The following is a 23,193-nucleotide window of genomic DNA, read 5'->3' as shown; positions in this document are numbered from 1 at the left end:
CGACGATGAATTGGGAACGCCATAAAGACAGCTGGCCGATGGCGCAGGCGTCGCGCTTTGTGACTGCGAGACCGCATAAATGGCATGTGCAAGAACATGGCGAAGGCCCGCGCGTTCTCTTGATCCATGGTGCGGGCGGGTCGACCCATTCTTGGCGCAAGATGTTCCCCCGGCTCGCAGAGGATTTCCAGACCCTCGCCGTGGATTTGCCCGGGCAAGGTTTTTCGACGCTTGGCAACAAATCGCGCTGCGGGCTTGACCATATGGCCCATGATCTGGCGCATCTGCTGGATCAGCTGGATTTCACACCATCCGCTGTTATCGGCCATTCCGCTGGCGCGGCGCTGATGTTCCGGATGGCTTTGAACCAGCCAGATCTCGCCAACACGCGGCTGATCTCGATCAACGGTGCGCTGGAGAATTTCCGCGGGATCGCGGGGCTGCTGTTTCCTGCCATGGCCAAGTTCCTGGCCCTGAACCCCCTGACCGCACCACTTTTCGCGATGACGGCGTCTTCACCCGATCGGGTCAAATCACTGATTGCGTCGACGGGAAGCACGCTGGAGCCCGAGGGCCTTGCGCAGTATCACAAGCTGATTTCCGACCGGGATCACGTCGAAGCGACGCTTTTGATGATGGCGCAATGGTCGCTCGACGGTCTGCTGCGCGACATACCGAATCTATCCCAACAGGTTTTGTTTCTTGCCGGGGAAAACGACAAAGCCGTCCCACCGGACACGTCGCTTAAGGCCGCAAAGCGCATCAAAAACGCCACCTGCGTCACTTTGCCGAAGCTGGGACACCTGATGCATGAAGAAGATGCATCTGGCTGCCTTGAACACATCCTGCCGGCCCTGTAGCTGCAACCGTTGAGATTTCACTGTCATACTGATACCCTGTTTCCGTGTTGTACCCGCGGTGGGTACGTTTCAATGGAGGTTTGAGCGCTGTCTCAAAACACAAACCTGGCCGAGCCGCTGAACGCGACATCGGCCCCCGCAAAAGACCCCGGCACCAGCGAAGAGCTGCGCGACCGGATCGTCGCCTTCCTGGAAAAAGAGAAAGCCGAGGAGCTGGTGCAGATTGATCTGCGCGGGCGGTCCGAGATTGCCGACTACATGCTGATCTGTTCCGGGCGCTCCACGCGTCAGGTCACCTCGCTGGCCGAAAAGATGGTCGACATGGTCAAGCAGGAGTTCGGCCGCTTCTCCCGGATGGAAGGCAAGTCGCAGGGCGACTGGGTGTTGATCGACACCGGTGATGTGATCGTGCATATTTTCCGACCGGAAGTGCGCGAGTTCTACCAGCTGGAGAAAATGTGGCTACCTGCGGGTGCCACTGACGCCGACCTCTGATGCGTGTGCATATCTGCGCCGTTGGCCGCCTGAGGGCGGGGGCGGAGCTTGATCTGATCAACGACTATTCCACGCGATTTGATCGCACCGGCCGCGGCCTCGGGCTTGGGCCCCTGAGTGTGTCCGAGGTGGAGGACAAGAAGGGCGGGGGCATGGCCGCAGAAGGCGCTTTGCTGGACCGCGCCGTGCCGAAGGGCGCCACGATCTGCACGCTCGACGAGCGCGGCACACTCATGAGCTCGCCGGATTTTGCGCAGATGCTGGCCCGATGGCGCGATCAGGGGTGCAGCGATCTGGCGCTCATTATCGGTGGAGCAGATGGCATAGACCCTATCCTGCGCGCGCGTGCCGACGCATCGCTTTCATTCGGAAAGATGGTCTGGCCGCACATGCTTGCCCGCGTGATGCTAACCGAACAGCTCTACCGCGCGGCGTCGATCCTCGCGGGTGCGCCGTATCATCGGGCGTAGGGCACCGTACGCTGGTCCAACCAGTTCTTAACCCTGTCTTGAGAAAAGGCCTGTCGACCCCGACGCCAATCACAGGACCCATCATGGACAGCTTTTCTTCCTTCCCGACGACCCCAATCTCACCCGCACGTTCCGCCAGCACCGTCGTCCCGAATGACGCTGATGCTCTGCCCCATGTGAGCCGAGCGATTTATGTGGGCCTCGGTGGCGCACTCGCTGTCGAAATGGCCGATGGAGACACGGTCGTTTTCGAATCCGTGCCGACAGGTGCGCTGCTTCCAATCCGCGCCTCCAAGGTTCGCGCGAGCGGCACGACAGCGGGTGCAATCCTGTCTTTGTGGTGAATTAGAGCCTTTCATCCAAGGTACTCCAGCGGGGGGCGGGTCCATATCCGGGCTGGTCCCCTGCCTTCTTCTTCAACGCAATCGCGCTGACAACGCGGGTCAAAGCATCCGTGTATTCTGTCAGCCGCGTCTGCCCGACACCCAGCGCAATTTGCACCTGGTGGCGCAGAACATCGCGCCTGCGGTAGCCGTCCAGCACGGCTTCAATCGCGCCTGCCGTGTCCAGCTTCCTGCAATCGGCGGTCGCGTCATATTCCAGCGATCCGAACATCCCTTCGAACTTCTTGCTATAGGCGAGCGGCACCACCGGCACCCCGCTGGAAAACGCCGCGATACATGCATGCATGCGCGCGCCGACCATGAAATCCAATCCTGCGATAAAGCTCTTTGCCTCGCTCGGCGAGGCGAAGTGTGGCGCAAGCTGCACGGCCGGAAACTCCGCCTGCAAAGCGCGACTTGCTGCCAAGTCGTCCTCTGTTGGCTGCGACGGGCTGATGACATGGGGCACAAGCACGACGTTTGGCGCATCTGGCAGGCTTAGGAACCGCCTGATGATCCCGCGCATTGCCTCCGGATAATTCAGCGACAGCGCAAAATCATTTGCTCCCCGGTAGCCGCCATTCATCAAAAGACCTGACACGTTCAGCCCGACAACCGGTGCTTCACGCACCTGACGTCCCGGACGCGCAGGCAGTCGCAGGGCCACATCGCTTGCGGTGATGACATCGCGCTGAGGCGCAAGATCAGCCAACAACGCGGTAGAGGGAACATCCCGCGTCGCCACCACACTCGCCCGCTTTAGCAAATCCTTTGCCACGATGCGCGTTTGCCAACCGGCGAAAGGCCCGTAAGTCTGGGGCGCCAGAACCAAGGGAACGCGCGCGATGTGCACAAGGTATTTCAGGTAGATCATCCGCCAGAGCCGATTTGGCCCATAGAGGTCGGTAAAGCTGTCTCCAGCGCCGATATCTACAATCACATGGCAGGCTCTAAACCCCCGCAAAAGCTGCCTTGGACTCTTCAAATCATCACCCCGCAAGGTCACCACCTGAATGTCGGGACCGGTGACATAGGCGGGCCGCTTCCCGGCCCAATCGAAGATCGTGATCGCGATCTCTATGCCAGTGGACCGCGCGATATCGCGGATAATTTCTACCTGCGACACAGTCAAAGCGCCGACGCCCAAGTTATCCGAATGAGACGAGTGGAAGAGCAGACCGATGCGGATCATGCGCGCGCCCGACGTCTGCGCCACGCACGGCGCATCATACCGAGCATATTCCGCGCATTGTCCACAAAACTGTTCTCGCGCGCCATCCGCACCAACCCCATCCCGCGGTATTGCGGGATCGGCTGTCCCATCAGACGCAAACCAATCAAGCGCGCCAGTACAGCACGCCTGCGCCGGACTTGGCCCGGCTGCACAGCCGCAAGGTTGGCAAGGTCATAGCTTGCAAAATCGATGTGATCCGTCGCGCGTTGAAGCAATTCTCGCCCCAAAGCGGTCCGACACAGGATCAGGCTTTGCCCGGGGCGCTCGTCGAAACTTGGATATCCATCACGATCCGCCTCCCATACATCTGCAAACGCGATGTCTGCGAAAACTCCGCTGCCATCCGCGCAGATCTTGCACCGGTGCTGCACGAATTTGGACAGGATAGCGCCCCACGACCGGCTGTAGCTCATGCGCCTTTCGCGCTCGTCATGGGTTGTGGCTTCGGCCTCGCCCGGCCATCCGGGACCGCGGTAGTCAAATTGGGCGACCTCGTCCTGCGGCAGATTCATGTCCCGCAGCACGGCTTCGGACCCTATCAAGGACGGCACACCGGCACAGAAGAACGAAATCAGGATCGGAAAGCTCTCAGCAATCTGGCGATCTGTCTTGCGCAACTCGAACAAGGCGGCCACATCGCAAGGCTTCCCGACAAACGCGTATCGCGATCCATCGCCAATCAGCCTGCCGATATCAGCGAGCGGCGAAGAGGGCGCATAGCGCGAGCTGGCCGCATCCACGATCTGAGCACGCGTACGACTTACAACTGTCGTATTGCCCGTTGGCAGGTCCGGATCCCGCGCGGTTTGCACCACTGCATCGGCAAGACCTTGCTCTAAAATAGACACTAACAAAGCCGAAAGCGCTCCGCCGGATGCCGACTTTAGTCTGATCTCGGCATCTAAGGCGTAGCCCGTAAACGCAGCTGTGACTGGCCCCCAAAGAGGGTCGCGAAATCTGGCATCAGGGGGCAAGGATTGCCTCAAGCCCGGACAGGCCATCGGAACGTCAGCCCTAACGTCTTTGGACGTCGACATGGGTCGAAGGAACCCTTCAGACGTCAGTTTCATCTCCAGTATACCATCAGAGAGCGCCGCACATGCGCCACATCCCGTGCAGAGATCGCCTTCCATGACCGTAGATAATCTGCCCGCCAAATTGGTCGCCTTCCTGAAAACCCATCGATCTTTACCGAGTGTTAAACACCGAACTGGTTAATGGGTCGTAAAGCATCTCAGGAAAGGAGCGGTCTTGTCCGGAATAGTCACCCTGCTGATCGGACACGGCCTCACCGCGGGCCTCACTTTCGCGCGCAATCTATTGCTGGCCCGCTTTCTCGGGCTTGAGGACTATAGCGTTGCGATCATTCTTTCGCTCGTGATCTCGGCGGTCGAACTGATGACGTCGATCGGCATCCCGCAGCTTTGTGTCAGCCATCCGCGTGGGGGCTCCAGGCAGATGCAGGCCGGCCTCCACGGCATGCAAATAATCCGCGGCATTTTTGGAGGCGTGCTTATCCTGATACTCGCGCACCCGCTGGCACATGCGTTGGAGATTACCCGGCACGTTTCACTTCTGATGTGGAGCGCACTCATCCCCATCGTGATGGGCTTTTGCCACCTCGACCCGTTCCGTGCGCAACGTACGGGCCGGCACCTGCGCTACACGCTGTTCCTCATCGTGCCAGCTGCGGTCAGCGTGAGCGTCGTGGTGATCTATGGAAAGGCTCTATTACAGCCTGAAGTGATGCTTTTCGCCCTGATCGCACACGCGATCGGAGCGACCCTGATCAGCCATGCCTTAGCTCTGCACAGATATCAGTTTCATGTTCGGAAGGCGTTGGTCGTCAAAACACTCCGATACGGGATGCCGATTGCGGCAAACGGGGCTCTTCTTTTTGCGGTTCTGCACCTCGAAAAACTGATCGCAGGACATGCGCTCGGGCTGCCCGAGCTTGGACTTGTTGCGATGGGCGCGACGTTGACGCTCACCCCGTTTCTCATCGCGTCAAAGAGCTTTCAGGCCTATCACCTGCCACGCCTGAGACACCGTCCGGAAGCAGCACTGCTGCCGCTTCTGGCACAAGCGGCGATAGCTGCCGTACTAATAGCGCTGCCAACCATCGTTGCAGCTCAATATGCACTCAGCATCCTAGCAGATGGCTTTCAGGCGCTTGGACCGCTTCTGCACCTCTTTGTCCTCGTGGCCGCAGTCAGACTGCCCAAGTCAGCGCTTTCGACCCTGGCATTGGCACGCGGTCAAACCAGATTGCCGGTCTGGGCCAACCTGCCGCGCCTGCTTGCGGCCCCGGCGATCTGGTATGCCTTGTCGCACGGCGGCAGCATCGAGACGCTGTTGTACCTCGCGCTTCTCAGCGAATGCGCCGGGCTGGTACTTGGTCTTATGCTAGCACTTCGGCTGGAAGGCCGCCCGAACTCGATGCGCGCGGCCCTCCCCTAAGCCGTCAGGTCGCGTCCGCGCCGTCTTTCCAGAGATCCAGATTGATCGACGCAGCCGGACCACGCAGAGTCTTGTGCGGGGCGCCCGCAGGCGAGGTACCGTCTGTCGTGCTGTCGCGCCAAAGATCGGCTCCGTACACCGTCCCTTCGACTTGATACGTGCCTCCAAAGACAGCCAGCATCGAGATCACCCTGTTACTCGGCAAGATCCCGGAGCCCGGCGTAAAGTTTTGATCAAGCACGAGCGCACCATCGGACCAGATACGCGCCAAGCCAGATACAAGGTCGAAGGCCAGATCAATTTTCGTGCGCACGCCATCGATCACCGTGCCGGAGGCGGTCTGCGCCCCATCGACCTTCACATCACCATCGGCATCACGCAGCCGCAGACGCAGTTTCCCGTTTGGCAGCACTTCAAGCCTTAGATAATTCCCCGTCGTGGTGATGAGCGTCCGCGCGCCCGAACTCGGCATCACCACCGCAACATCCACCGAGAACTGAAGCTGTGACCACCCGGCACCGATCTGCGCGGGGTCGACGAAATACGGACCGGCAGCACTCACGTCAAAGCTGGTTTCTGTCACGACAAGGGCGTTTTGCAGAACCGAAGGCGCGGGCATCGGACGCACAGCGATCCCATCGACACGCGCCGCACCGACATCCACGAGCGGGATGTTCTTGTAGCACTCGGCATAGAAATCCTCGGGGAACTTGACCATACCGGTCGCACCGCCTTCGCCGAAGCTGATCGTGTCCTCCGGCAGGAAGGTTCCGGATGCAGGATAGAGCCTAATTCGGCCCGAAACGAGCTCCGCGCGCTCCGCCGGAGTTCCGTTGATTTGCCATCCAAGAACATCGGTCCAATGCGCGAAACTGTCATCGAGAGCGGCCTCGCCGCGAACCTCGCGCGATGTGGTGATCGGCCCGGCAGAAGACCACACGTCGACATGGGACCCACTCGGCTCCCACTCACAATTGTCGAACTCCGGTACGCTCCAAGAGGTTAGACCCATAGATTGCAGGATCGCGTGCGCGGACAGGCGCGCAAACAGCGCTGCGCCATCATCCGTGTCGCCAGATGGGTGGCTCTGATCCGTCCAACCGCCCATCCCGTCAGAAACGCCATTGCGGTAGCCAAGCGGCTCTGCCCCCAAGGGAAGGAACCAGGTGCCAGCATTCGGATTCGCAACCATCTCGCGCCAGGCTTCCCGCGCAGATTGCTTGTTCTCGAGATTATTCTGTGTCGCGCCAGTGGCCGTAATGGTCGCGCTCTGCATGTCTTCGCCGATCTCGAACCTGTGCGGCCCGTAGGGAACCCAGCGCGTATGGGCCGGATCGTAGAGCTCTCCGAACCAGTGGTCAGCCTGAAAGCTGAACCCTGAGCCATAGTCGATGCTCGTCGGGAAATTGACCGGAGTGCCATCAAGCATCTTGCCTGTGAACAGCGGGAACAACGCGTCGTCATAGCTGTCAGACAACGAGCCGGGGGTTGCGAACCACGACACCGCAGGAACGCCGACATGCTGACCATCGGCGGTCGCAAAGGCATGCAGCGCCGCATCATCGGCCCAGCTCCGGCCGCTGTCAGTGTCATCGACAAGTTGCCTGAATCCGGTGCCGGACGTGGCCTGAAACACGAGCGCGACCTTGTCATTCGGCCTCTCCGCCAGAAACACGTTTGCCATGGCGGCCAGCGCGGCACTATGGGGCGTCTCATTGGTGATATGCGACACCACAGGTGTTCCGTCGTACCACATGGCCTGCACCATATCGTCAGTCAGGATCGGCTCGGCCGGGATCAGATCATTGGCGAGCGATCGGATGCGCACGATCTCGGACTGCCCCCACAAAGCGATCACATGGCCTACTCCAAACCGCGTCGGGCTTAGCGCGCGCGTGGAGGTCTCCGATTTGATCCGCACTTCCGGACGGACCCAGACCGGACTGCGCGCGTGCTGAATGCTTCCGGTCCACGTGCCATCCGGCGCGATGTCTACCAAGTCAGCCCAATCGCTGATGCTGCCATCGTCGCGCAGAACGCGGTATTGAACGGATTCTCCGACGGTCCCGGTACCAGAGATCGTGACATCCGCGCTATCGCGCCCAAACGCGGCACCGCTGTCGAACAGAGTTTTATCGCGAGTGAAGGGATCGAGCGTGATTTCGGTCAAGGCGACCATCGGTGCCTCGGTTTGACGGTTTTGCTGCGCAATCCCCAAGCCCAAATTCAAAAACATATGCCGACCTTTCCCGCGCATCTGCACGCGGGAGGGAAGCTCTGATCAAATCAGGGCGCAACGGTGCGATGCATCTCCAGATGTGTGGTTGACGACTCCAGTCGCCACGATATCGCGCCGCCCATAGCATGAGATACTGGAGTGTTGCCGACTGCACTAAGCAGCGCGCGCTGCCTCAGGTCAGGCCGCGGCGTGCCAAATCAGCCTCGGATTCATCTGCGTAATGGAAGCGTCCATAGGGCCCGATCTGGTCGCTCCGCCGCAGGATTCGCGCCGGATTGCCAGCCACGACGCAGCCGGAGGGCACATCGCGGGTCACGATTGCCCCGGCAGCCACGATCACATTGTTGCCGACCGTAACGCCCGGCAAGATCAGAGAGCGTGCGCCAATGAAGCAATCCTGCCCCACACGCGTATGCAGATAGAGCCCGCGCGTTCTATCATGGGTCAGAACACACGCCTCAAACGCGACATAGCTGCGCGGCCCAATGTGAACCCCGCCGGGGAACGTACGATCCGGGCGGGCACGAAGTGACATCTCTGCACTCGGGTGGATATCCATGCCAAGCACGCGCCTGAGCCAGACCAGCCGAACGGAAACAAGAAGTTTTCGCAAGAGATAGAGCCTGTTCAACCCCCGCCTGCGCGCCTTTGGTAAGGCGGCAGGTCGAGGATTTTGTTCGACAAGTGTGTCGAAAGGTTCTGGTGTCGCGTCGCTCAATTCAAGCTCCACCACCAGGCAAGGAGGGTGCGCCTGCGTTTTTGCAGGACGACGGTGCAGGACAGAACTTGTCAGTGTGTTCCACGCTCAATCTGGTCCCATCACGTCACGCAACGATCCCATTTTAGGATCGAGACAATTTGAACTTGAATTGGTGAATAGTTGATTAAGAACCAGGCAAATTTCTTTGGTTAACGGATCCCTAACCAAATCTGGCGACACTCATCTCAATTGATCCGCGAGCGTTCCAGATGTCACCTGAACTTAAGCCTGCCCGTCTGCCCTGGCCCGTCCTCGCCTACCTAGTAGCTGTACTTCTGCCCGTTCGCTACTCCATCGGGCCACTGCAAATGACTGGTCTGCGGACCTTCCTACTGTTTGCGATCATCCCGTTGTTGGTGCAGCTGTTCCGCCAGAAAAACCATCCAGCGCGCCCAATCGACTTTCTTCTGCTCACGTTCGCCGCTTGGATCACGATCGCCCTGAGCCAAAGCTCGCCCGGCCAAGCGGTAGAAGCCGCCGGGTCCCTGTCACTGGAACTGCTCGGCGGGTATCTGATCGCGCGGGTCTATATCCAATCCCAGGAACAGTTTCAGGCACTCATCAAGACCCTATTCTGGGCGATCCTGTGCATTCTGCCACTCGCAATCTTCGAGGCAAGGTTCGGCGAACCGCTGCTCATCTCGCTGATCAAGGCCGTGCCTGCGATCTCCAGCGTGGACATCGTCGACATCGCGCCCCGCCTCGGACTGGAGCGCGTTCAGGCAGTCTTTGCGCATCCCATCCACTTCGGCTTATTTGCATCAACGCTGGTGGCTCTCAGCCTGTTTGGGCTGCCCGATTCAAGCCTCGCATTCCGAATTTTGGCAGCCACTGCCGGGGTGATTTCCAGTTTCCTTGCACTGTCCAGCGGCGCGTTTCTTTCGATCATCCTTCAGCTTTTCTTGATCGGCTGGGCCCTCTCATTCGGAACGGCACGACGATCCTGGATGACGCTCGCCCTGATATGCCTCAGCGCCTACGTCCTGATTGATATCGCCTCGAACCGAAGCCCGATCCGCGTGTTCTTCAGCTACGCGACCTTCTCCGCGCATAACGCCTACTGGCGTGGTATCATCTTCGAGTGGGGCATGGTGAATGTCTGGCAAAATCCAGTCTTCGGTCTGGGTCTGAAAGAGTGGGTCCGACCCGCCTTCATGCACTCGGGAAGCATGGATAATTTCTGGCTCGTCGTCGCGGTGCGCTACGGGCTGCCCGGCTTCGCTCTGTTGGCCGCAGCATATCTGTTCGGCATGGCTAGGATCGCATGTGCCAAGCTTCCGTCGCATCTGGAGGGCTATCGGATCGGGTGGCTGATCTGCTTCACCGGCCTGACCTTCACGCTGTGCACTGTCCATGTCTGGACGTCGGTCTTCTCATTCGTCTTCTTCCTGTTCGGCGCAGGCTTTTGGATGCTCAAAGACCAATCTGAAGAGGCACAGCCGGAGACCGTACCGCGTTTTCTTCCCTATTCGCGCTTCTCAGAGCTCGCATGACACACAAACTTGGCTGCATCATCGTCACCTATAATTCCGAGGCGGAGATCGGTCCGTGCCTCGACAGCCTGATGCACTCGAATGGCGTCGACCTCTCCATCGTGGTCGTGGACAACGCTTCATCCGACGGCACTGTGGATCGTGTCGCCCAGCATCCCTCTCGTCCGACCCTCATCCGGGCGGCGATAAACGGGGGCTTCGCCGCGGGTGTAAATCAGGGTCTGGATTGCCTGCGAAAAGACCAGATGCTTGATCGCTTCTGGATTCTGAACCCGGATTGCACCGTTCCACCTGAAACAGCCGCAAAAATCGCGCGGCATCCCAAGCCGTTCTCGCTCCTCGGGAACCGGCTTCTTTATGCACACGACCCGGAACGCATTCAGATCGACGCCGGAACGATAAACAGATGGACCGGCGTGACCAGCAACCTCAACCTCGGTGCACCTGCGCTGAAAACGCCGCCGGCAAAGCCGCACCGGGCCGACTTCATCTCCGGTGCCAGCATGACGGCGTCTCGCGAATTCCTGGAAATCGCGGGGCCGATGCCCGAAGACTACTTCCTCTATTATGAAGAGGTTCATTGGGCGCAATTGCGCGCCGATCTGCCCCTTGCCATATGTGCCGACGCTCCCGTCCTGCATTCGGCCGGGGCCAGTATCGGCTCCGCCACGCTGGACCGCGGGCCCTCAGCTCTTTCAGTATATTTCAAGCACCGCGCCCGGATGAAATTCGTGGCATGGTTCAATCCGATTGCGCTTCCCATCGCTTACTTCTTTGGCCTCGCCAAAGCCGTGCAACATGGGATCAAAGGGCAGATATCAGCGGTAATCCCTACGATGCGGGCCTTGCATGGGCTGGGTCCGGGACCAAAAGTTCAGGCCCAACTGGGCCAGACAGATCAGGCCGCGGCGAAATCTCGCAAGGTAGCCAAGAGGCTCGCATAACTGTCGCTGGGCGCCGCGTTGGGCGGCTCGATATCCTCGCTCAGAAAGGCTTCGACGTCGGCGACATCCCAGGCCACTCGAATACCCGGGCGACCGGCCAGGCTGCGGGCCGTCGCAATCTGATGGTTATTGCGATGCTCACCCAATTCGTGGCTGCGGGGGACAACCACCAGCGGTTTGCCCAGACGGCGCGCCATAAGCACCGTGCCGATCCCGGCATGTGCCACGATCAGCCGCGCCGCATCGCAAAAATGCTCCATCTCGGGGGCCGTGCAAGTCGGGAAGCTCTCCATCGCAACCGTCGAGCCCGCAACACCCGTCTGAGCAAGGATCGGCTCGTCGGTCCGATCCGCCAAACTGTCCATCTGCGATATCAAACGCGGGAATGGCAGTTGAGTGCCGACCGTGACGAAAATCAAAGCACCGCACCCGCGTAGGTTGCACCGCTTTCCTCTGAGACTTGCGGCCACTGCGTAAGCCACAAGTCCGACAGCGGATAAGCCAGACGCCCCGAAAGCGAGAGCCGCTCGGCATTTGCGACGGAATCGATCCAGATGGTTCTCGCCCCGAATAGCTTCGCCCAAAGCAAGACCAGCAGCCCCGGAGCCGCGCCGGTAGAGATAACGATCTCAGGCTGCAATCGCCGCACAAGACGTCGCGCCTCGCGCAGGCATGCCAGAACCTTAAGCGGCGTGCGCAGATTGCACTCCGGCAAGACATGGGCCGCGTCGGCCTGAGCCGCGCTGCTGCACGCAAGCGTCACCTTGGCATTCGCGAACGCGGGAAGAACCAAGTGCAGTTGCTGCCAATGCCCTCCGCCGGACGAAACCGCGAGAATTCTGGGCGTGTCACGCTTCCCTTTGGCTCCAAGCACCTTCATTGGCCTGTTCCCCGCAAAACGGCGCCGAACGTGCAAAAAATCAAAGTCAGATCCCGGAAAAACCCAACGTCCGCCGCATAGGCAGTGTCGAATTTGGCTCGATCCGCGAACCCATTGAGGTTGCGGGCGAAGACCTGCCATGGCCCGGTCAGCCCGGGCCGCACGCGAAAGTAGGCCGTGCCCGGATATAAATCCGTCTGGTTTTCCAGCATCGGCCGAGGGCCCACCAACGACATGTCTCCCCGCAGGACATTCCAAAGCTGGGGCAGTTCATCGAGTGAGCTGCGGCGCAAGAATCGCCCGACATTCGTGATTCTCGGGTCCACGGAGAGCTTCTGATGCAACCGCCATTCCAGCGCTGCCGCCGGATCGTTCAACAACAATTCGGTCAATGCCCGTTCCGCATCGGTCCGCATCGTGCGCAGCTTCAGCATCGCGAAACTTCGCCCGCCGCGACCGACGCGAATCTGTTTGAAAAACGGTGCACCACCATCAAGCCAAACGACGACCGCCAATGTGAAAATCACTGGAATGACAACTGGTGCAAAGAGCAGAACGAGTGCGATATCGAACAGGCGTTTACCATGTCGAAGATACAGTCCCTGAGGTTGGCCCGGGACCTTTATTGTTGCGATATCCAAGGTCCCGATGGCCTGTGCGTCCTCGTCAAAACTGTCCAGTCGTGCGTCCATTCGCTGCGCTCCTCAGTGGCAGGGATCGACCGACGCGCACTCTTCAAAAACCAAAAGTGGGCCGGCGCAATTAACCTCCAAAGAGCGCAGATAAATTAATTATGTCTTAAACTTTAAGCAGTCATTTGAGGCTCATGGTTCCACAAACAGGCCCTCTGGCTCACATGCTTTTTTCACGACGCCAATCACCCCAAACCTCGAGGGAGATGCCATGATAGAGTGGCGCTATTGGCGATGGCAGGTCTTGCGGAATGCGCCTGTTGCGCTGTTGCTGTTCTTCGCTCTGGCGACGCTCGGCATCACAGCGCTCAAAGCGATTCCGCAGAACTTCGTCGCCGAAAGCCGCCTTGCGTTGGAGACGCCACTGGCCCTTGCGAGCGCACCGAAAGCTACGCGCACCGCGGATCATATTCAGCATCTCCAAACCGTGGTGCACGGTCTTCGGGCCGAGTTTGGTCCGGAAGATGATCGGTTGAGCCTCTCAATCGAATCTGCACGCGAAAAACCAACGATCCTGGTCATCCGCAGCAAGATGAAAACAGAAAGAGACTCGCTGGCTTTCGTAAATGACGTCTCCGCCAAGGCCATCGCGGCAAGCGATACGAGCCAACGCACCCGCATCGACTCTGCCTTGGAAAAGCTCAGACAGATCGAAGGCCTCGAGGGCGAGAAGGTAAAGAAAGCCACCGCACGACTCGCAGAATTTCGTCCCGAACAAACCCGTACACCGGAGGAACTGTCGCTTCAGCTCGATGCTCTGAGACGAGAGCTCGAAAGCGCAAAACAGATCAAGATAATCCAGTCCCCGGAAATCCAGAAACTGACGCAGGAGCTGGCGAATGCGCGCGCGCTCTACTCGGATCAACATCCCGCCATCAAGCTTTTGAACGCGCAGATCGAACATGGGACGGCCCAACCAACCGCACCGATCCTCGCCGATTTAGAGGACCGGGTCGCCTCGGCCACAACAGCACTTGCGCGCGCTCAGGATGATGAGCGGCAAAGGGCAGACCTGGAGGCTCAGGTCGCGATTGCAAGCGCCGCGCATCTGCGCGCGCAGGATGCCCTCGCCGAAGCACGCCTGAAGGGCGATGCAAGCTTCAGGCCATTCAACGTAATCGAGGACGCAACGGCACAGCCGGAGATATCGGCGAAGAAGCTGCTCGCAGCCCGTATCGCAATTCTCGGGATATCGGCTCTTGCCGCCATCGGGCTGATCGCGATGCGGTTCAAGTTAGACCGCCGGGTTCGTCGCCCACGCGACCTCGCGCGCGGTCTGGGGATCGCGCCTTTCGCCACGCTACCCGACCTCGGACCCAGTCTCGCTTAGGAGCTCGAAATGGAACAAATCACCCACCCGAACGAGATTATCCGCGAGGCAGAGCGGACGCTGCCAGAGCAGTCCTTTAGCCTTGGCCTCACCGACCCGGAACACGCCTGGGCGCGCCTCACCCCTGCCGAAGTCGACCCGGTCAGCTTGCAGCGCCATAACATCGTGACGCAGTCGCCAAATCCCACGGCGGAACCGTTCGACCAGCTTCGCACCCGAATTCTGCAGCACATGGCCGCGCAGGGGCATCGCAAACTCGCGTTAACCTCGCCGACGCCCGGCTGTGGCAGCTCGACAATCGTTGCAAACCTTGCGCTGAGCCTTGCCCGCCACACGGATTTGCGCGTGATGGTGTTCGATCTGGACCTGCGGTCGCCCTCGCTGATCCATATGTTCGGTCTCACGCAAACCGGCCCGCGCTTCTCGGCGCTTGCGGGGCATCGGCGGAACTTCGACAGCACCTGCCTGCGCTACGGCTCGTCCCTTGGCCTCAGTCTGAACGCGTCGCCGATTGAAGATGCAACAGAGCATCTTGCGAGTACCAAGACCCGGAACCTGCTCGACTATATCGACGCGGAGTACGCTCCAGACCTGATGGTGTTCGACCTCCCGTCGCTGCGGCCTTCGGACGCCGCATTGGCGGGGCTATCTTTAGTTGATTGCGCGCTTCTGATCGGCCATGCAGATCGATCGACGCTTGAAGACATTGATTGGGCGGAGCGCCAGATTGCCGACACTTGCGAGCCGCTCGGCGTGGTGCTGAACCGATGCCGCTTTGCAGAGGTGCCCGGGGCCTCGTTTCGTGGCTGATATCTCCGCATCGCTCGCCCCGGCCCACAAGCCGCGTCCGACCAAGACCGCGCGTGGCGTACGCCTACTCTTATCCGTTTTCGACCCGCGCGCCTATCTCCATGCGTTGCGCGTTCTGAACCACCTCAACCAGACCCATGCGATCCCCCGTCGGAGACTTCGCCACGGCCCGGGTGTCGCAATTAGCCCCACATGCGAATTCGCCCATGCCGAACGGATTGTGCTCGGCGACCGCGCCCATATTGGCACGCGATGCATCATCTGGGCGGGACCACGCAACGGGCGGATCACTGTGGGAAACGATCTGTTGCTTGGTCCCAACGTGACGATCACCGCCGCCAATTACCGATTTCGCGACGGATCACCCGTGACCGAGCAAGGCATGGACGAGGCCGACGTCACGATTGGCGATGACGTGTGGATCGGTGCCGGGGCCATCATCTTGTCCGGATCGTCCCTTGGCCACGGCTCGATTATCGCAGCGGGCGCCGTGATACGTGGGTCGGTGCCGGATCGCGCGATCATGGCCGGCGTCCCTGCTCAGCAAGTCGGCACGCGATGATGTCACACAAGGCATCGATCATTATTCCGCATTACCGCGATCCGGTTGCCCTCCGCACCTGCCTGATAGCCCTGATGCGCTGCGCCGATGCGCGAAGTACGGAAGTATTGGTCGTCGATAGCGGCCGCGAAACACTGACGCCGAAGTTCAAGCGCGGTTTCCCAAGCGTTCACTTCTTGTCGGAGCCACGACCAGGGGCCGCGCATGCGCGCAATCTTGGCGCAAATAAGTCTAAGGCAAAGCTGCTGTTGTTTCTTGATTGCGACTGCATGCCGCACGAACACTTCATCTCCGCCCATATCGCAGCGCTTGAAACTACTGATCTGATCGGCGGCGACGTGCGGGTATCGACAACACCGGACCCCAGCGGCCCCGAGGCATTCGAGAAGGTGTTCGCCTTCAATCAGCGGGACTACATCGCCAAAAGGCGGTTTTCCGTCACGGCGAATCTGTCGACCCACAGGCATGTGTTCGAGCAGGTCGGCCCATTTCACGAAGGCGTGTCAGAGGACAAGGACTGGTGCCACCGGGCTCACGCGCAAGGGTTCAGCCTGCAATTCGCACCGAACGCACGGGTGACCCACCCGGCCCGGCAAACGTGGAATGATCTCTGTGCAAAATGGGATCGTCTGACGCGGGAGAGCTACGCGCTACATCTGGCTGCCGGAAAAGGTACCACCGCATGGGTGCTTCGCTCACTCGCAATGCCACTTTCGGCGGTGGTTCATACGGTCATCATTTTGAGGTCAAAGGCGTTGTTAGACCCCACGGCCAAGTGGCGCGCAATCAGGACCTTGTTCAGAATTCGGCTTTGGCGAATGGCGGAAATGCTTCGCGTTGTGGTCAGGCCACGCGCAGATCGCCCTCTTGCTTCAGAAACCACTCATAGGTCTCTGAAAGACCCTGTTTCAGCCCAATCTGCGCTTTCCAGCCCAGCCGCTGCAAGCGAGTGACGTCCATCAGCTTCCGCGGTGTGCCATCGGGTTTCGTCGGATCGGTCTTGATGTCTCCGTCGAACCCAACGACCTCGGCGATCATATACGCGACGTCGAGAATGGCGATATCCTCCCCCGTCCCGACATTGATATGGCCAAGCATCGGTTCCGTCTCGCGCTCGAACGTCTCACGATCCAGATCGAACACGTAGAGCGATCCCGACGCCATATCATCAACATGGAGAAATTCGCGCTTGGGTGTCCCCGTGCCCCAGATCACTACGTCTGACAAGCCATCTCGCTTCGCCTCGTGGAAGCGCCGCATCAACGCGGGCAGAACGTGTGAGTTCTCAGGGTGGAAATTGTCGCCCGGCCCGTAAAGGTTCGTTGGCATGACACTGCGATAGTCGCGTCCGTACTGTCGATTGTAGCTCTCGCACAGCTTGATCCCGGCGATCTTCGCGATTGCGTATGGCTCGTTCGTCGGCTCCAGCGTCCCCGTCAGCAACGCGTTCTCGGCCATGGGCTGCGGCGCAAGCTTTGGATAGATGCAGGAGCTGCCCAGAAACAGCAACCTGTTCACCCCTGCCACATGCGCCTGATGAATCACATTCGACTGGATCATCAGGTTCTCATAAATGAAATCAGCCGGATAAGTGTTGTTCGCCATGATCCCGCCGACCTTGGCGGCTGCAAGGATGACGCCGTCCGGCCGCTGGTCTTGGAAAAAGGCGTTAACATCGGCCTGGTTCGTCAGATCCAGCTCGCTCCGACTGCGCATAAGCAGCTCCACGCCGTCGCGCGCCTGCAGCGCTCTGCAAATGGCGCCGCCAACCATTCCGCGATGCCCGGCTACGAAAATCCGCATGTTACAGCTCCAACGACAGCGGCAGCTCCAGCCCGTGTTCTTTCAGAAGCAGGCTCCGGCGTGCACTGGTATAGTCTGCGGCGACCATCTCGGCGCACATTTCCTGCGTGGTGGTTTCCGGCACCCAGCCCAGCTTCTCCTTCGCCTTGGTCGGATCGCCCAATAGGGTCTCCACCTCGGCGGGCCGGAAATAGCGTGGATCGATGCGAACGATCACATCACCGACGGACAGGGCGCTGGCCTTGTCGCCTTCGATCTCCGCCACGATTCCGATTTCGTCGACACCGTCGCCCTCGAACCGTATCGCGACACCAAGCTCGGCCGCCGACCACTCGATGAACTGACGCACCGAATACTGCTTGCCAGTCGCGATCACAAAGTCGTCCGGGGCATCCTGCTGCAGCATGAGCCACTGCATCTTGACGTAGTCCTTGGCATGACCCCAATCGCGCAGCGCGTCGATATTGCCCATATATAGACACTGTTCCAGCCCCAAAGCGATATTCGCGAGCCCCCGCGTAATCTTGCGGGTCACAAAGGTCTCGCCCCGTCGTGGGCTCTCATGATTGAACAGAATGCCGTTGCAGGCATACATCCCGTAAGCCTCGCGGTAGTTCACCGTGATCCAGTAGGAATACAGCTTCGCCACCGCATAGGGCGAACGCGGGTGAAAAGGCGTGCGCTCGGTTTGCGGCGTTTCCTGCACCAGACCATACAGCTCAGAGGTCGAGGCTTGATAGAACCGGGTCTTCTCTTCCATCCCAAGAAAGCGGATCGCTTCCAACAGCCGCAGTGTGCCCATTGCATCCACGTCGGCCGTATATTCCGGCGCCTCGAAGCTCACAGCGACGTGGCTCTGCGCACCAAGGTTATAAACCTCGTCCGGCTGCACTTCCTGGATGATCCGGGTAAGGTTCGACGTGTCCGTCAGATCGCCGTAATGCAGATAAAGCTGCTTGTTGGTGGCATGCACGTCCTCATAGACATGGTCGATCCGTTGAGTGTTGAACAGCGACGCGCGGCGCTTGATCCCGTGGACCTCATACCCTTTTTCTAGCAGAAACTCCGCCAGATAAGAGCCGTCTTGTCCTGTGATCCCAGTAATTAAAGCCTTCTTCACGAGATACGCTTTCCTGTTTCCGTGGTTTCGCAGGTTCTAGCCGAAATTTTCCCCAAGCACACCTCGATTTCCAGCCGCCGGTTGATGCTGCCCGCCCAGCGCCATACAAAGAAGCAACCCTCCGCACAGAAGAGCTGACCATGACCGCACCCAAACCCGTGATCCTTTGCATCCTTGATGGATGGGGCCTGTCCGACACGCGCGAGGGCAACGCACCGGTGCTGGCGCAGACGCCAACCTTCGATCGGCTGATGTCCTCCTGCCCCAACGCGACCCTGATCACCCACGGGCCGGATGTCGGCTTGCCGAAGGGCCAGATGGGCAATTCCGAGGTCGGGCATACCAATATCGGCGCAGGTCGTGTCGTCGCGATGGATCTCGGTCAGATTGATCTCGCCATTGAGCAAGGCACCTTTGCCAAGGAAGACGCGCTACAGGACTTTATCGCCACGTTAAAAGAAACTGGCGGCACTGCGCATCTCTTCGGGGTCATGTCCGATGGTGGCGTGCACGGTCATGTCAGCCACATCATCGCCGCAGCAAAAGCGCTGGTTTACGCTGGAATAGACACTGTTTTACACGCAATGACGGACGGTCGGGACGTCGCCCCCCAATCGGCTTTGCAGTTTCTGGAAGTGCTGAACGCCAAGCTGCCGAGCGAGGTAAAGATCGCCACGGTTTCTGGCCGATATTACGCGATGGATCGGGACACCCGCTGGGATCGGATCGAAAAGGCCTACAACGCCACCGTCCTGGGCAAAGGCGAAAGCGCAGAAACCGCCCAATCGGCGATCGAGGCGTCGTACTCCGATGGCAAGACCGACGAATTCATCCTGCCGAGCGTCATCGGCGACTACGACGGCATGAGAGACGGAGACGGGATCTTCTTTCTAAACTTCCGCGCCGACCGCGCCCGCGAAATCCTCTCTGCAATGGCCGACCCGAAATTCGATCATTTCGACGTCAGTTCGCGACCGGACCTCGCCGGAAAGCTCGGCATGGTCGACTATTCGGAAGATCATAACGCCTACATGTCGACGGTTTTCCCGAAGAAGAAGATCGCCAACACGCTCGGCGCTTGGGTGGCTAAGCAAGGCTTGCGCCAGTTCCGCGTGGCCGAGACCGAGAAATACCCGCATGTCACCTTCTTCCTGAACGGCGGCAAAGAGGTGCCCGAACAGGGGGAAGACCGGCACATGCCCAAGAGCCCGTCCGTCGCGACCTACGACATGCAGCCGGAAATGTCGGCAAGCGAGGTGACCGACGATTTGATCGGCGCAATCGAAGACGGCTACGATCTGATCGTCGTCAACTACGCCAACCCGGATATGGTCGGCCATACCGGCGATCTGAAAGCCGCTATGGCTGCATGCGAGGCGGTTGATCAGGGTCTAACACAGGTGATTTCCGCCCTGGATAAAGCGGGCGGCACCATGATCATCACGGCCGATCACGGCAATTGCGAAACGATGATCGACCCGGAAACCGGTGGCCCTCACACCGCGCACACGCTCAATCTAGTGCCCGTGATCCTCTACAATGGGCCACAAAACGCGCAACTTCAGGATGGACGTCTTGCCGATCTCGCGCCGACGCTTCTCGACCTGATGAACCTGCCAAAACCCGACGAGATGACCGGCATGTCCCTGATCGCGAAATGAAGCTACGACCGCTCCTCTTGGCCCTCACGCTTTTTGCCACGCAAGCCGGCGCGCAATCAGACCCGATTACAACGGCAAAACGCGCAAGCCAGATGCTCACCGACGCCGCATCCGCCCTGTCCGAGGCGCAGAGCGCATCGAACCGCATCGACGCCCTGACCGAGACCGTGCGCGCCTATGAGGAAGGCCTCGCCGCCTTGCGCGAGGGCTTGCGCCGCGCGTCCATCCGCGAGCGCACCATCGCCCTGACCTTCGAGGCCAAGCGCGACCGCCTGTCCCGACTGCTTGGTGTCTTGCAGACAATCGGTGCCTCCCCCGCGCCCTTGCTGATGGTGCATCCAACGGGGCCACTTGGCACTGCGCGCTCCGGAATGATCCTGTCCGATGTGACGCCCGCGCTTCGAAAAGAGGCTCTAACATTGCGCAATCAGCTCGAAGAAGTGCGCGATTTAAGACGTCTACAGGCCAGCGCTGCCAACCAGCTCACGGGTGCCTTGACCGGCGTCCAAACCGCTCGCTCCGCGCTTGCGCAGGCCATGGCGGACAGGACCGAGCTGCCGAAGGCCTTCACCGCGGATCGCAACGCGATGCTCCGCCTCGTGGAAAGCGCGGACACGCTACAGGGGTTCGCGTCCAGCCTGACAGAGCTCGACGCGGCGGATACGTCGAACCTTGCGGATTTCGAGACCTCGAAAGGGCGCTTGCCGCTGCCTGCCCCGGGCACCGTCCTGCACGGCTTCAACGAGACCGACGCATCTGGGGTCACCCGCCCCGGGCTCGTCCTGGCAACCCGGGCGCAGACCCTCGTGACAGCCCCCTGGCCCGCGACGATCCGCTACGCCGGTCCGCTTCTCGACTACGGCACGGTGATGATCCTGGAGCCCGGGCGCGGTTATCTGTTGATTCTGGCGGGACTTGGCCAAACCTTCGGCGAGGTGGGCGAGGTCGTCGGACAGGGCGCGCCGTTAGGGCTGATGGGCGGTTTACCTCCCAATCCTGACGCTTTTTTGAACACTGCGGCGAATGGAGGTGGCGGCATTCAGCAAGAGTCGCTTTATATAGAGGTGAGAAAAGGCGATGCGCCGATCAATCCGGCCGACTGGTTCGCCAACATAAGGGAATAATAATCCGTATGAGAAAATTTCTGATGGCCGCCACGCTCGGCACAGCCGCGAGCGTTTTGGTAACCACGCAATTCGCCGGGCCGCTCGTGGCCCAGGAAGCCGACAAGAAGTCCACCGTCTACGAGCAGCTCGATCTGTTCGGTGACATCTTCGAGCGCATTCGCGCGCAATATGTCGAAGAGGTGGACGAGGCCGATCTGATCGAGGCCGCCATCAATGGCATGCTGACCTCACTCGATCCGCATTCTTCTTACCTGCCGCCCAAGGACTTTGACGACATGCGGACCCAGACCTCCGGCGAGTTTGGCGGTCTTGGCATCGAAGTGACGCAGGAAGATGGCTACGTGAAGGTCGTCTCGCCCATGGACGGCACCCCCGCTGATGAGGCCGGGATGGAGTCGGGCGATTTCATCACCTCTGTCGATGGCACATCGCTTCTGGGGCTGACCCTTGAGGAAGCTGTCACCATGATGCGCGGCCCTGTCGGGTCCGAGATTATCCTGACCGTTGTGCGCGAAGGCATCGATGAGCCGTTCGAGGTCTCCATCGTCCGCGACACGATCAAGCTGACCGCCGTGCGCTCGCGCATTGAAGGCGACAGCGTCGTTCTGCGCATCACGACCTTCAACCGGCAGACCTTCCCGAACCTCAAGGACGGGCTCGCAAAGCAGATCGAGGAAGCCGGTGGCGAGGACAACATCAACGGCATCGTGCTGGACCTGCGCAACAACCCCGGCGGCTTGCTGACACAGGCCATCGCCGTCTCCGACGCGTTCCTAGATAAGGGCGAGATCGTCTCGACCCGTGGCCGCAATCCGCGCGACAGCGAGCGCTACAACGCAACCGAAGGCGATCTGGCGAACGGCAAACCCATCGTGGTTCTGATCAACGGTGGCTCCGCTTCGGCATCCGAGATCGTCGCAGGCGCGCTGCAAGATCACCGCCGCGCGGTGGTCGTGGGCGAAAAGAGCTTCGGTAAGGGGTCCGTGCAAACGGTTGTACCGGTGCGCGGCGATGGCGCGATGCGCCTGACCACGTCGCGCTACTACACGCCGTCGGGTCGCTCCATTCAGGCGCTGGGCGTGTCGCCCGACATCATCGTCGTGCAGCCGCCGCGTCGCCCGACCGAGGAGACCGAGGAAGAAGAGACGAACGCACGCCCCGGCCGTTCCGAGGCCGATCTGCGCGGCTCTCTGTCGAACAATGACGATATCTCCGAGGACGAGCGCGAGCTTCTTGAGGCCGAGCAGAAGAAGGCCGAAGAAGTCGCCAAGCTTCGCGAGGAAGACTATCAGCTGGCCTACGCGCTTGATGTCCTGAAGGGCCTGACCGCGCTCGGCCCGGCCGACGATTAAGGAGATGGGCGGGCGCAGGCCCGCCCTTTTCACATGACCCCCGAGGACATCGCAAAGCTGCCCTATCGCCCCTGCGTGGGTGTGATGCTCGTCAATGCGCAGGGCCAGATTTTCGTCGCGCAGCGGATCGACAGCGACGTGCCCGCCTGGCAGATGCCCCAAGGCGGCATCGACGATGGCGAGACCGCGCGCGAGGCCGCCTTGCGTGAGTTGGAAGAAGAAACAGGCGTTCCGGCCTCCAAAGTACGTGTGGAAAACGAGACCGACGATTGGCTGACCTACGACCTGCCCCATGATCTTGTGCCGAAGGTCTGGAAAGGTCGCTTCCGCGGTCAAAAGCAGAAATGGGTGCTGCTGCGTTTTCTGGGTCACGACAGCGAGATCGACATTCAGACCGACCACCCCGAGTTTTCCGAATGGCGCTGGCTCGACGCGGATGCGCTTCTCGGCAAGATCGTGCCATTCAAGCGCGAGGTGTACGGCAAAGTGATCGAAGCCTTCCGTCCACTCCTATAGGG

General features: G+C 60.1%; 24 protein-coding genes. 15 read left to right on the top strand and 9 right to left on the bottom strand.

What is annotated here, in order from left to right:
- Positions 1-5: 5 nt before the first annotated feature.
- The 4 genes from bchO (at position 6) to C8N43_RS12945 (ending at position 2,169) form a co-directional block, all read left to right on the top strand.
- Positions 6-860, top strand: a complete 855-nt coding sequence (gene bchO / locus C8N43_RS12960) for an alpha/beta fold hydrolase BchO (protein ID WP_107846000.1) — start codon at positions 6-8, stop codon at positions 858-860.
- A gap of 177 nt (positions 861-1,037) precedes the next feature.
- Entirely contained in the window at positions 1,038-1,355 is a 318-nt protein-coding gene (rsfS, locus tag C8N43_RS12955) for a ribosome silencing factor (RefSeq protein ID WP_107845999.1), read from the top strand.
- Positions 1,355-1,825, top strand: coding sequence for a 23S rRNA (pseudouridine(1915)-N(3))-methyltransferase RlmH (gene rlmH / locus C8N43_RS12950; RefSeq protein ID WP_107845998.1), 471 nt, complete (start codon positions 1,355-1,357; stop codon positions 1,823-1,825). Before rsfS ends, rlmH begins: the two co-directional genes overlap by 1 nt.
- Before the next feature lie 83 nt (positions 1,826-1,908).
- On the top strand, positions 1,909-2,169 hold the full coding sequence (locus C8N43_RS12945) for a spike base protein, RCAP_Rcc01079 family (RefSeq protein ID WP_107845997.1): 261 nt from the start codon (positions 1,909-1,911) through the stop codon (positions 2,167-2,169).
- Between the two features lies 1 nt (position 2,170).
- On the opposite strand, the gene C8N43_RS12940 is transcribed toward C8N43_RS12945, so the two are convergent.
- Positions 2,171-3,400, bottom strand: a complete 1,230-nt coding sequence (locus tag C8N43_RS12940) for a polysaccharide pyruvyl transferase family protein (RefSeq protein WP_107846359.1) — start codon at positions 3,398-3,400, stop codon at positions 2,171-2,173.
- Positions 3,397-4,443: a Coenzyme F420 hydrogenase/dehydrogenase, beta subunit C-terminal domain gene (locus C8N43_RS12935; RefSeq protein WP_245913020.1), complete on the bottom strand. Its 1,047-nt coding sequence runs from the start codon at positions 4,441-4,443 to the stop codon at positions 3,397-3,399. Before C8N43_RS12935 ends, C8N43_RS12940 begins: the two co-directional genes overlap by 4 nt.
- A gap of 250 nt (positions 4,444-4,693) precedes the next feature.
- On the opposite strand from C8N43_RS12935, the gene C8N43_RS12930 reads away from it, so the two are divergent.
- A complete protein-coding gene (locus tag C8N43_RS12930) occupies positions 4,694-5,902 on the top strand; it encodes an oligosaccharide flippase family protein (protein WP_107845995.1) in 1,209 nt (402 codons plus the stop codon).
- 4 nt (positions 5,903-5,906) lie between these two features.
- Here C8N43_RS12930 and C8N43_RS12925 read toward each other — a convergent pair whose 3' ends face one another.
- Both C8N43_RS12925 and C8N43_RS12920 read right to left on the bottom strand, forming a co-directional pair.
- On the bottom strand, positions 5,907-8,138 hold the full coding sequence (locus C8N43_RS12925; protein WP_107845994.1) for a hypothetical protein: 2,232 nt from the start codon (positions 8,136-8,138) through the stop codon (positions 5,907-5,909).
- A gap of 175 nt (positions 8,139-8,313) precedes the next feature.
- Positions 8,314-8,676, bottom strand: coding sequence for an acyltransferase (locus C8N43_RS12920; RefSeq protein WP_245912994.1), 363 nt, complete (start codon positions 8,674-8,676; stop codon positions 8,314-8,316).
- 434 nt (positions 8,677-9,110) lie between these two features.
- On the opposite strand from C8N43_RS12920, the gene C8N43_RS12915 reads away from it, so the two are divergent.
- Together C8N43_RS12915 and C8N43_RS12910 are read left to right on the top strand one after the other, a co-directional pair.
- Positions 9,111-10,394 (top strand): O-antigen ligase family protein, encoded by a 1,284-nt coding sequence (locus C8N43_RS12915; protein ID WP_158269981.1) that lies wholly within the window; start codon positions 9,111-9,113, stop codon positions 10,392-10,394.
- A complete protein-coding gene (locus C8N43_RS12910; protein ID WP_107845991.1) occupies positions 10,391-11,338 on the top strand; it encodes a glycosyltransferase family 2 protein in 948 nt (315 codons plus the stop codon). The genes C8N43_RS12915 and C8N43_RS12910 overlap by 4 nt, the downstream gene beginning before the upstream one ends.
- Here the strand turns inward: C8N43_RS12910 and C8N43_RS12905 are convergent.
- From C8N43_RS12905 to C8N43_RS12895, 3 genes are read right to left on the bottom strand one after another with little or no spacing between them, the layout of a single operon-like run.
- The gene (locus C8N43_RS12905; RefSeq protein WP_281257887.1) at positions 11,293-11,808 is read right to left on the bottom strand and encodes a glycosyltransferase; all 516 of its coding nucleotides are present in this window, start codon (positions 11,806-11,808) and stop codon (positions 11,293-11,295) included. The two genes, C8N43_RS12910 and C8N43_RS12905, sit on opposite strands and share 46 nt — an antisense overlap.
- Positions 11,754-12,218 carry a glycosyltransferase family protein gene (locus tag C8N43_RS12900; RefSeq protein ID WP_107845989.1) on the bottom strand — a complete coding sequence of 155 codons (465 nt, stop codon included), beginning with the start codon at positions 12,216-12,218 and terminating at the stop codon, positions 11,754-11,756. Before C8N43_RS12900 ends, C8N43_RS12905 begins: the two co-directional genes overlap by 55 nt.
- On the bottom strand, positions 12,215-12,910 hold the full coding sequence (locus C8N43_RS12895; RefSeq protein ID WP_107845988.1) for a sugar transferase: 696 nt from the start codon (positions 12,908-12,910) through the stop codon (positions 12,215-12,217). Before C8N43_RS12895 ends, C8N43_RS12900 begins: the two co-directional genes overlap by 4 nt.
- Before the next feature lie 268 nt (positions 12,911-13,178).
- Here C8N43_RS12895 and C8N43_RS12890 point away from each other — a divergent pair, with 268 nt between their 5' ends.
- The 4 genes from C8N43_RS12890 to C8N43_RS12875 are packed head-to-tail and all read left to right on the top strand — an operon-like array spanning position 13,179 to position 16,565.
- Positions 13,179-14,240: a GumC domain-containing protein gene (locus tag C8N43_RS12890; protein ID WP_146174216.1), complete on the top strand. Its 1,062-nt coding sequence runs from the start codon at positions 13,179-13,181 to the stop codon at positions 14,238-14,240.
- A gap of 9 nt (positions 14,241-14,249) precedes the next feature.
- Complete coding sequence (locus tag C8N43_RS12885; protein ID WP_107845986.1) at positions 14,250-15,050, top strand: P-loop NTPase family protein; 801 nt, start codon at positions 14,250-14,252, stop codon at positions 15,048-15,050.
- Positions 15,043-15,612 (top strand): acyltransferase, encoded by a 570-nt coding sequence (locus C8N43_RS12880; RefSeq protein ID WP_245912992.1) that lies wholly within the window; start codon positions 15,043-15,045, stop codon positions 15,610-15,612. The genes C8N43_RS12885 and C8N43_RS12880 overlap by 8 nt, the downstream gene beginning before the upstream one ends.
- Positions 15,612-16,565: a glycosyltransferase family 2 protein gene (locus C8N43_RS12875; protein WP_158269980.1), complete on the top strand. Its 954-nt coding sequence runs from the start codon at positions 15,612-15,614 to the stop codon at positions 16,563-16,565. The genes C8N43_RS12880 and C8N43_RS12875 overlap by 1 nt, the downstream gene beginning before the upstream one ends.
- On the opposite strand, the gene fcl is transcribed toward C8N43_RS12875, so the two are convergent.
- Both fcl and gmd read right to left on the bottom strand, forming a co-directional pair.
- Positions 16,456-17,415 (bottom strand): GDP-L-fucose synthase, encoded by a 960-nt coding sequence (fcl, locus tag C8N43_RS12870; protein ID WP_107845984.1) that lies wholly within the window; start codon positions 17,413-17,415, stop codon positions 16,456-16,458. The two genes, C8N43_RS12875 and fcl, sit on opposite strands and share 110 nt — an antisense overlap.
- Position 17,416: 1 nt before the next feature.
- A complete protein-coding gene (gmd, locus tag C8N43_RS12865; protein ID WP_107845983.1) occupies positions 17,417-18,535 on the bottom strand; it encodes a GDP-mannose 4,6-dehydratase in 1,119 nt (372 codons plus the stop codon).
- 140 nt (positions 18,536-18,675) lie between these two features.
- Between gmd and gpmI the strand changes: the two genes are divergently transcribed.
- The 4 genes from gpmI to C8N43_RS12845 are packed head-to-tail and all read left to right on the top strand — an operon-like array spanning position 18,676 to position 23,191.
- Complete coding sequence (gene gpmI, locus C8N43_RS12860) at positions 18,676-20,196, top strand: 2,3-bisphosphoglycerate-independent phosphoglycerate mutase (protein ID WP_107845982.1); 1,521 nt, start codon at positions 18,676-18,678, stop codon at positions 20,194-20,196.
- Positions 20,193-21,320, top strand: coding sequence for a murein hydrolase activator EnvC family protein (locus C8N43_RS12855; protein ID WP_107845981.1), 1,128 nt, complete (start codon positions 20,193-20,195; stop codon positions 21,318-21,320). The genes gpmI and C8N43_RS12855 overlap by 4 nt, the downstream gene beginning before the upstream one ends.
- An 8-nt stretch (positions 21,321-21,328) precedes the next feature.
- Positions 21,329-22,675 (top strand): S41 family peptidase, encoded by a 1,347-nt coding sequence (locus tag C8N43_RS12850; protein ID WP_107845980.1) that lies wholly within the window; start codon positions 21,329-21,331, stop codon positions 22,673-22,675.
- 33 nt (positions 22,676-22,708) lie between these two features.
- Complete coding sequence (locus C8N43_RS12845) at positions 22,709-23,191, top strand: RNA pyrophosphohydrolase (RefSeq protein WP_107845979.1); 483 nt, start codon at positions 22,709-22,711, stop codon at positions 23,189-23,191.
- Positions 23,192-23,193: the final 2 nt, after the last annotated feature.

The sequence above is a fragment of the Litoreibacter ponti genome (assembly GCF_003054285.1).
In the GTDB taxonomy this organism is placed as follows: domain Bacteria; phylum Pseudomonadota; class Alphaproteobacteria; order Rhodobacterales; family Rhodobacteraceae; genus Litoreibacter; species Litoreibacter ponti.
This window is presented reverse-complemented; position numbering and strand designations above follow the sequence as displayed.

Coding starts and splice junctions, on each gene's coding strand:
- bchO (WP_107846000.1), top strand. CDS start 6: ATGAATTGGGAACGCCATAAAGACAGCTGGCCGATGGCGCAGGCGTCG.
- rlmH (WP_107845998.1), top strand. CDS start 1,355: ATGCGTGTGCATATCTGCGCCGTTGGCCGCCTGAGGGCGGGGGCGGAG.
- C8N43_RS12945 (WP_107845997.1), top strand. CDS start 1,909: ATGGACAGCTTTTCTTCCTTCCCGACGACCCCAATCTCACCCGCACGT.
- C8N43_RS12940 (WP_107846359.1), bottom strand. CDS start 3,400: ATGATCCGCATCGGTCTGCTCTTCCACTCGTCTCATTCGGATAACTTG.
- C8N43_RS12935 (WP_245913020.1), bottom strand. CDS start 4,443: ATGGCCTGTCCGGGCTTGAGGCAATCCTTGCCCCCTGATGCCAGATTT.
- C8N43_RS12925 (WP_107845994.1), bottom strand. CDS start 8,138: ATGTTTTTGAATTTGGGCTTGGGGATTGCGCAGCAAAACCGTCAAACC.
- C8N43_RS12920 (WP_245912994.1), bottom strand. CDS start 8,676: ATGTCACTTCGTGCCCGCCCGGATCGTACGTTCCCCGGCGGGGTTCAC.
- C8N43_RS12915 (WP_158269981.1), top strand. CDS start 9,111: ATGTCACCTGAACTTAAGCCTGCCCGTCTGCCCTGGCCCGTCCTCGCC.
- C8N43_RS12910 (WP_107845991.1), top strand. CDS start 10,391: ATGACACACAAACTTGGCTGCATCATCGTCACCTATAATTCCGAGGCG.
- C8N43_RS12900 (WP_107845989.1), bottom strand. CDS start 12,218: ATGAAGGTGCTTGGAGCCAAAGGGAAGCGTGACACGCCCAGAATTCTC.
- C8N43_RS12895 (WP_107845988.1), bottom strand. CDS start 12,910: ATGGACGCACGACTGGACAGTTTTGACGAGGACGCACAGGCCATCGGG.
- C8N43_RS12885 (WP_107845986.1), top strand. CDS start 14,250: ATGGAACAAATCACCCACCCGAACGAGATTATCCGCGAGGCAGAGCGG.
- C8N43_RS12875 (WP_158269980.1), top strand. CDS start 15,612: ATGTCACACAAGGCATCGATCATTATTCCGCATTACCGCGATCCGGTT.
- fcl (WP_107845984.1), bottom strand. CDS start 17,415: ATGCGGATTTTCGTAGCCGGGCATCGCGGAATGGTTGGCGGCGCCATT.
- gpmI (WP_107845982.1), top strand. CDS start 18,676: ATGACCGCACCCAAACCCGTGATCCTTTGCATCCTTGATGGATGGGGC.
- C8N43_RS12855 (WP_107845981.1), top strand. CDS start 20,193: ATGAAGCTACGACCGCTCCTCTTGGCCCTCACGCTTTTTGCCACGCAA.
- C8N43_RS12850 (WP_107845980.1), top strand. CDS start 21,329: ATGAGAAAATTTCTGATGGCCGCCACGCTCGGCACAGCCGCGAGCGTT.
- C8N43_RS12845 (WP_107845979.1), top strand. CDS start 22,709: ATGACCCCCGAGGACATCGCAAAGCTGCCCTATCGCCCCTGCGTGGGT.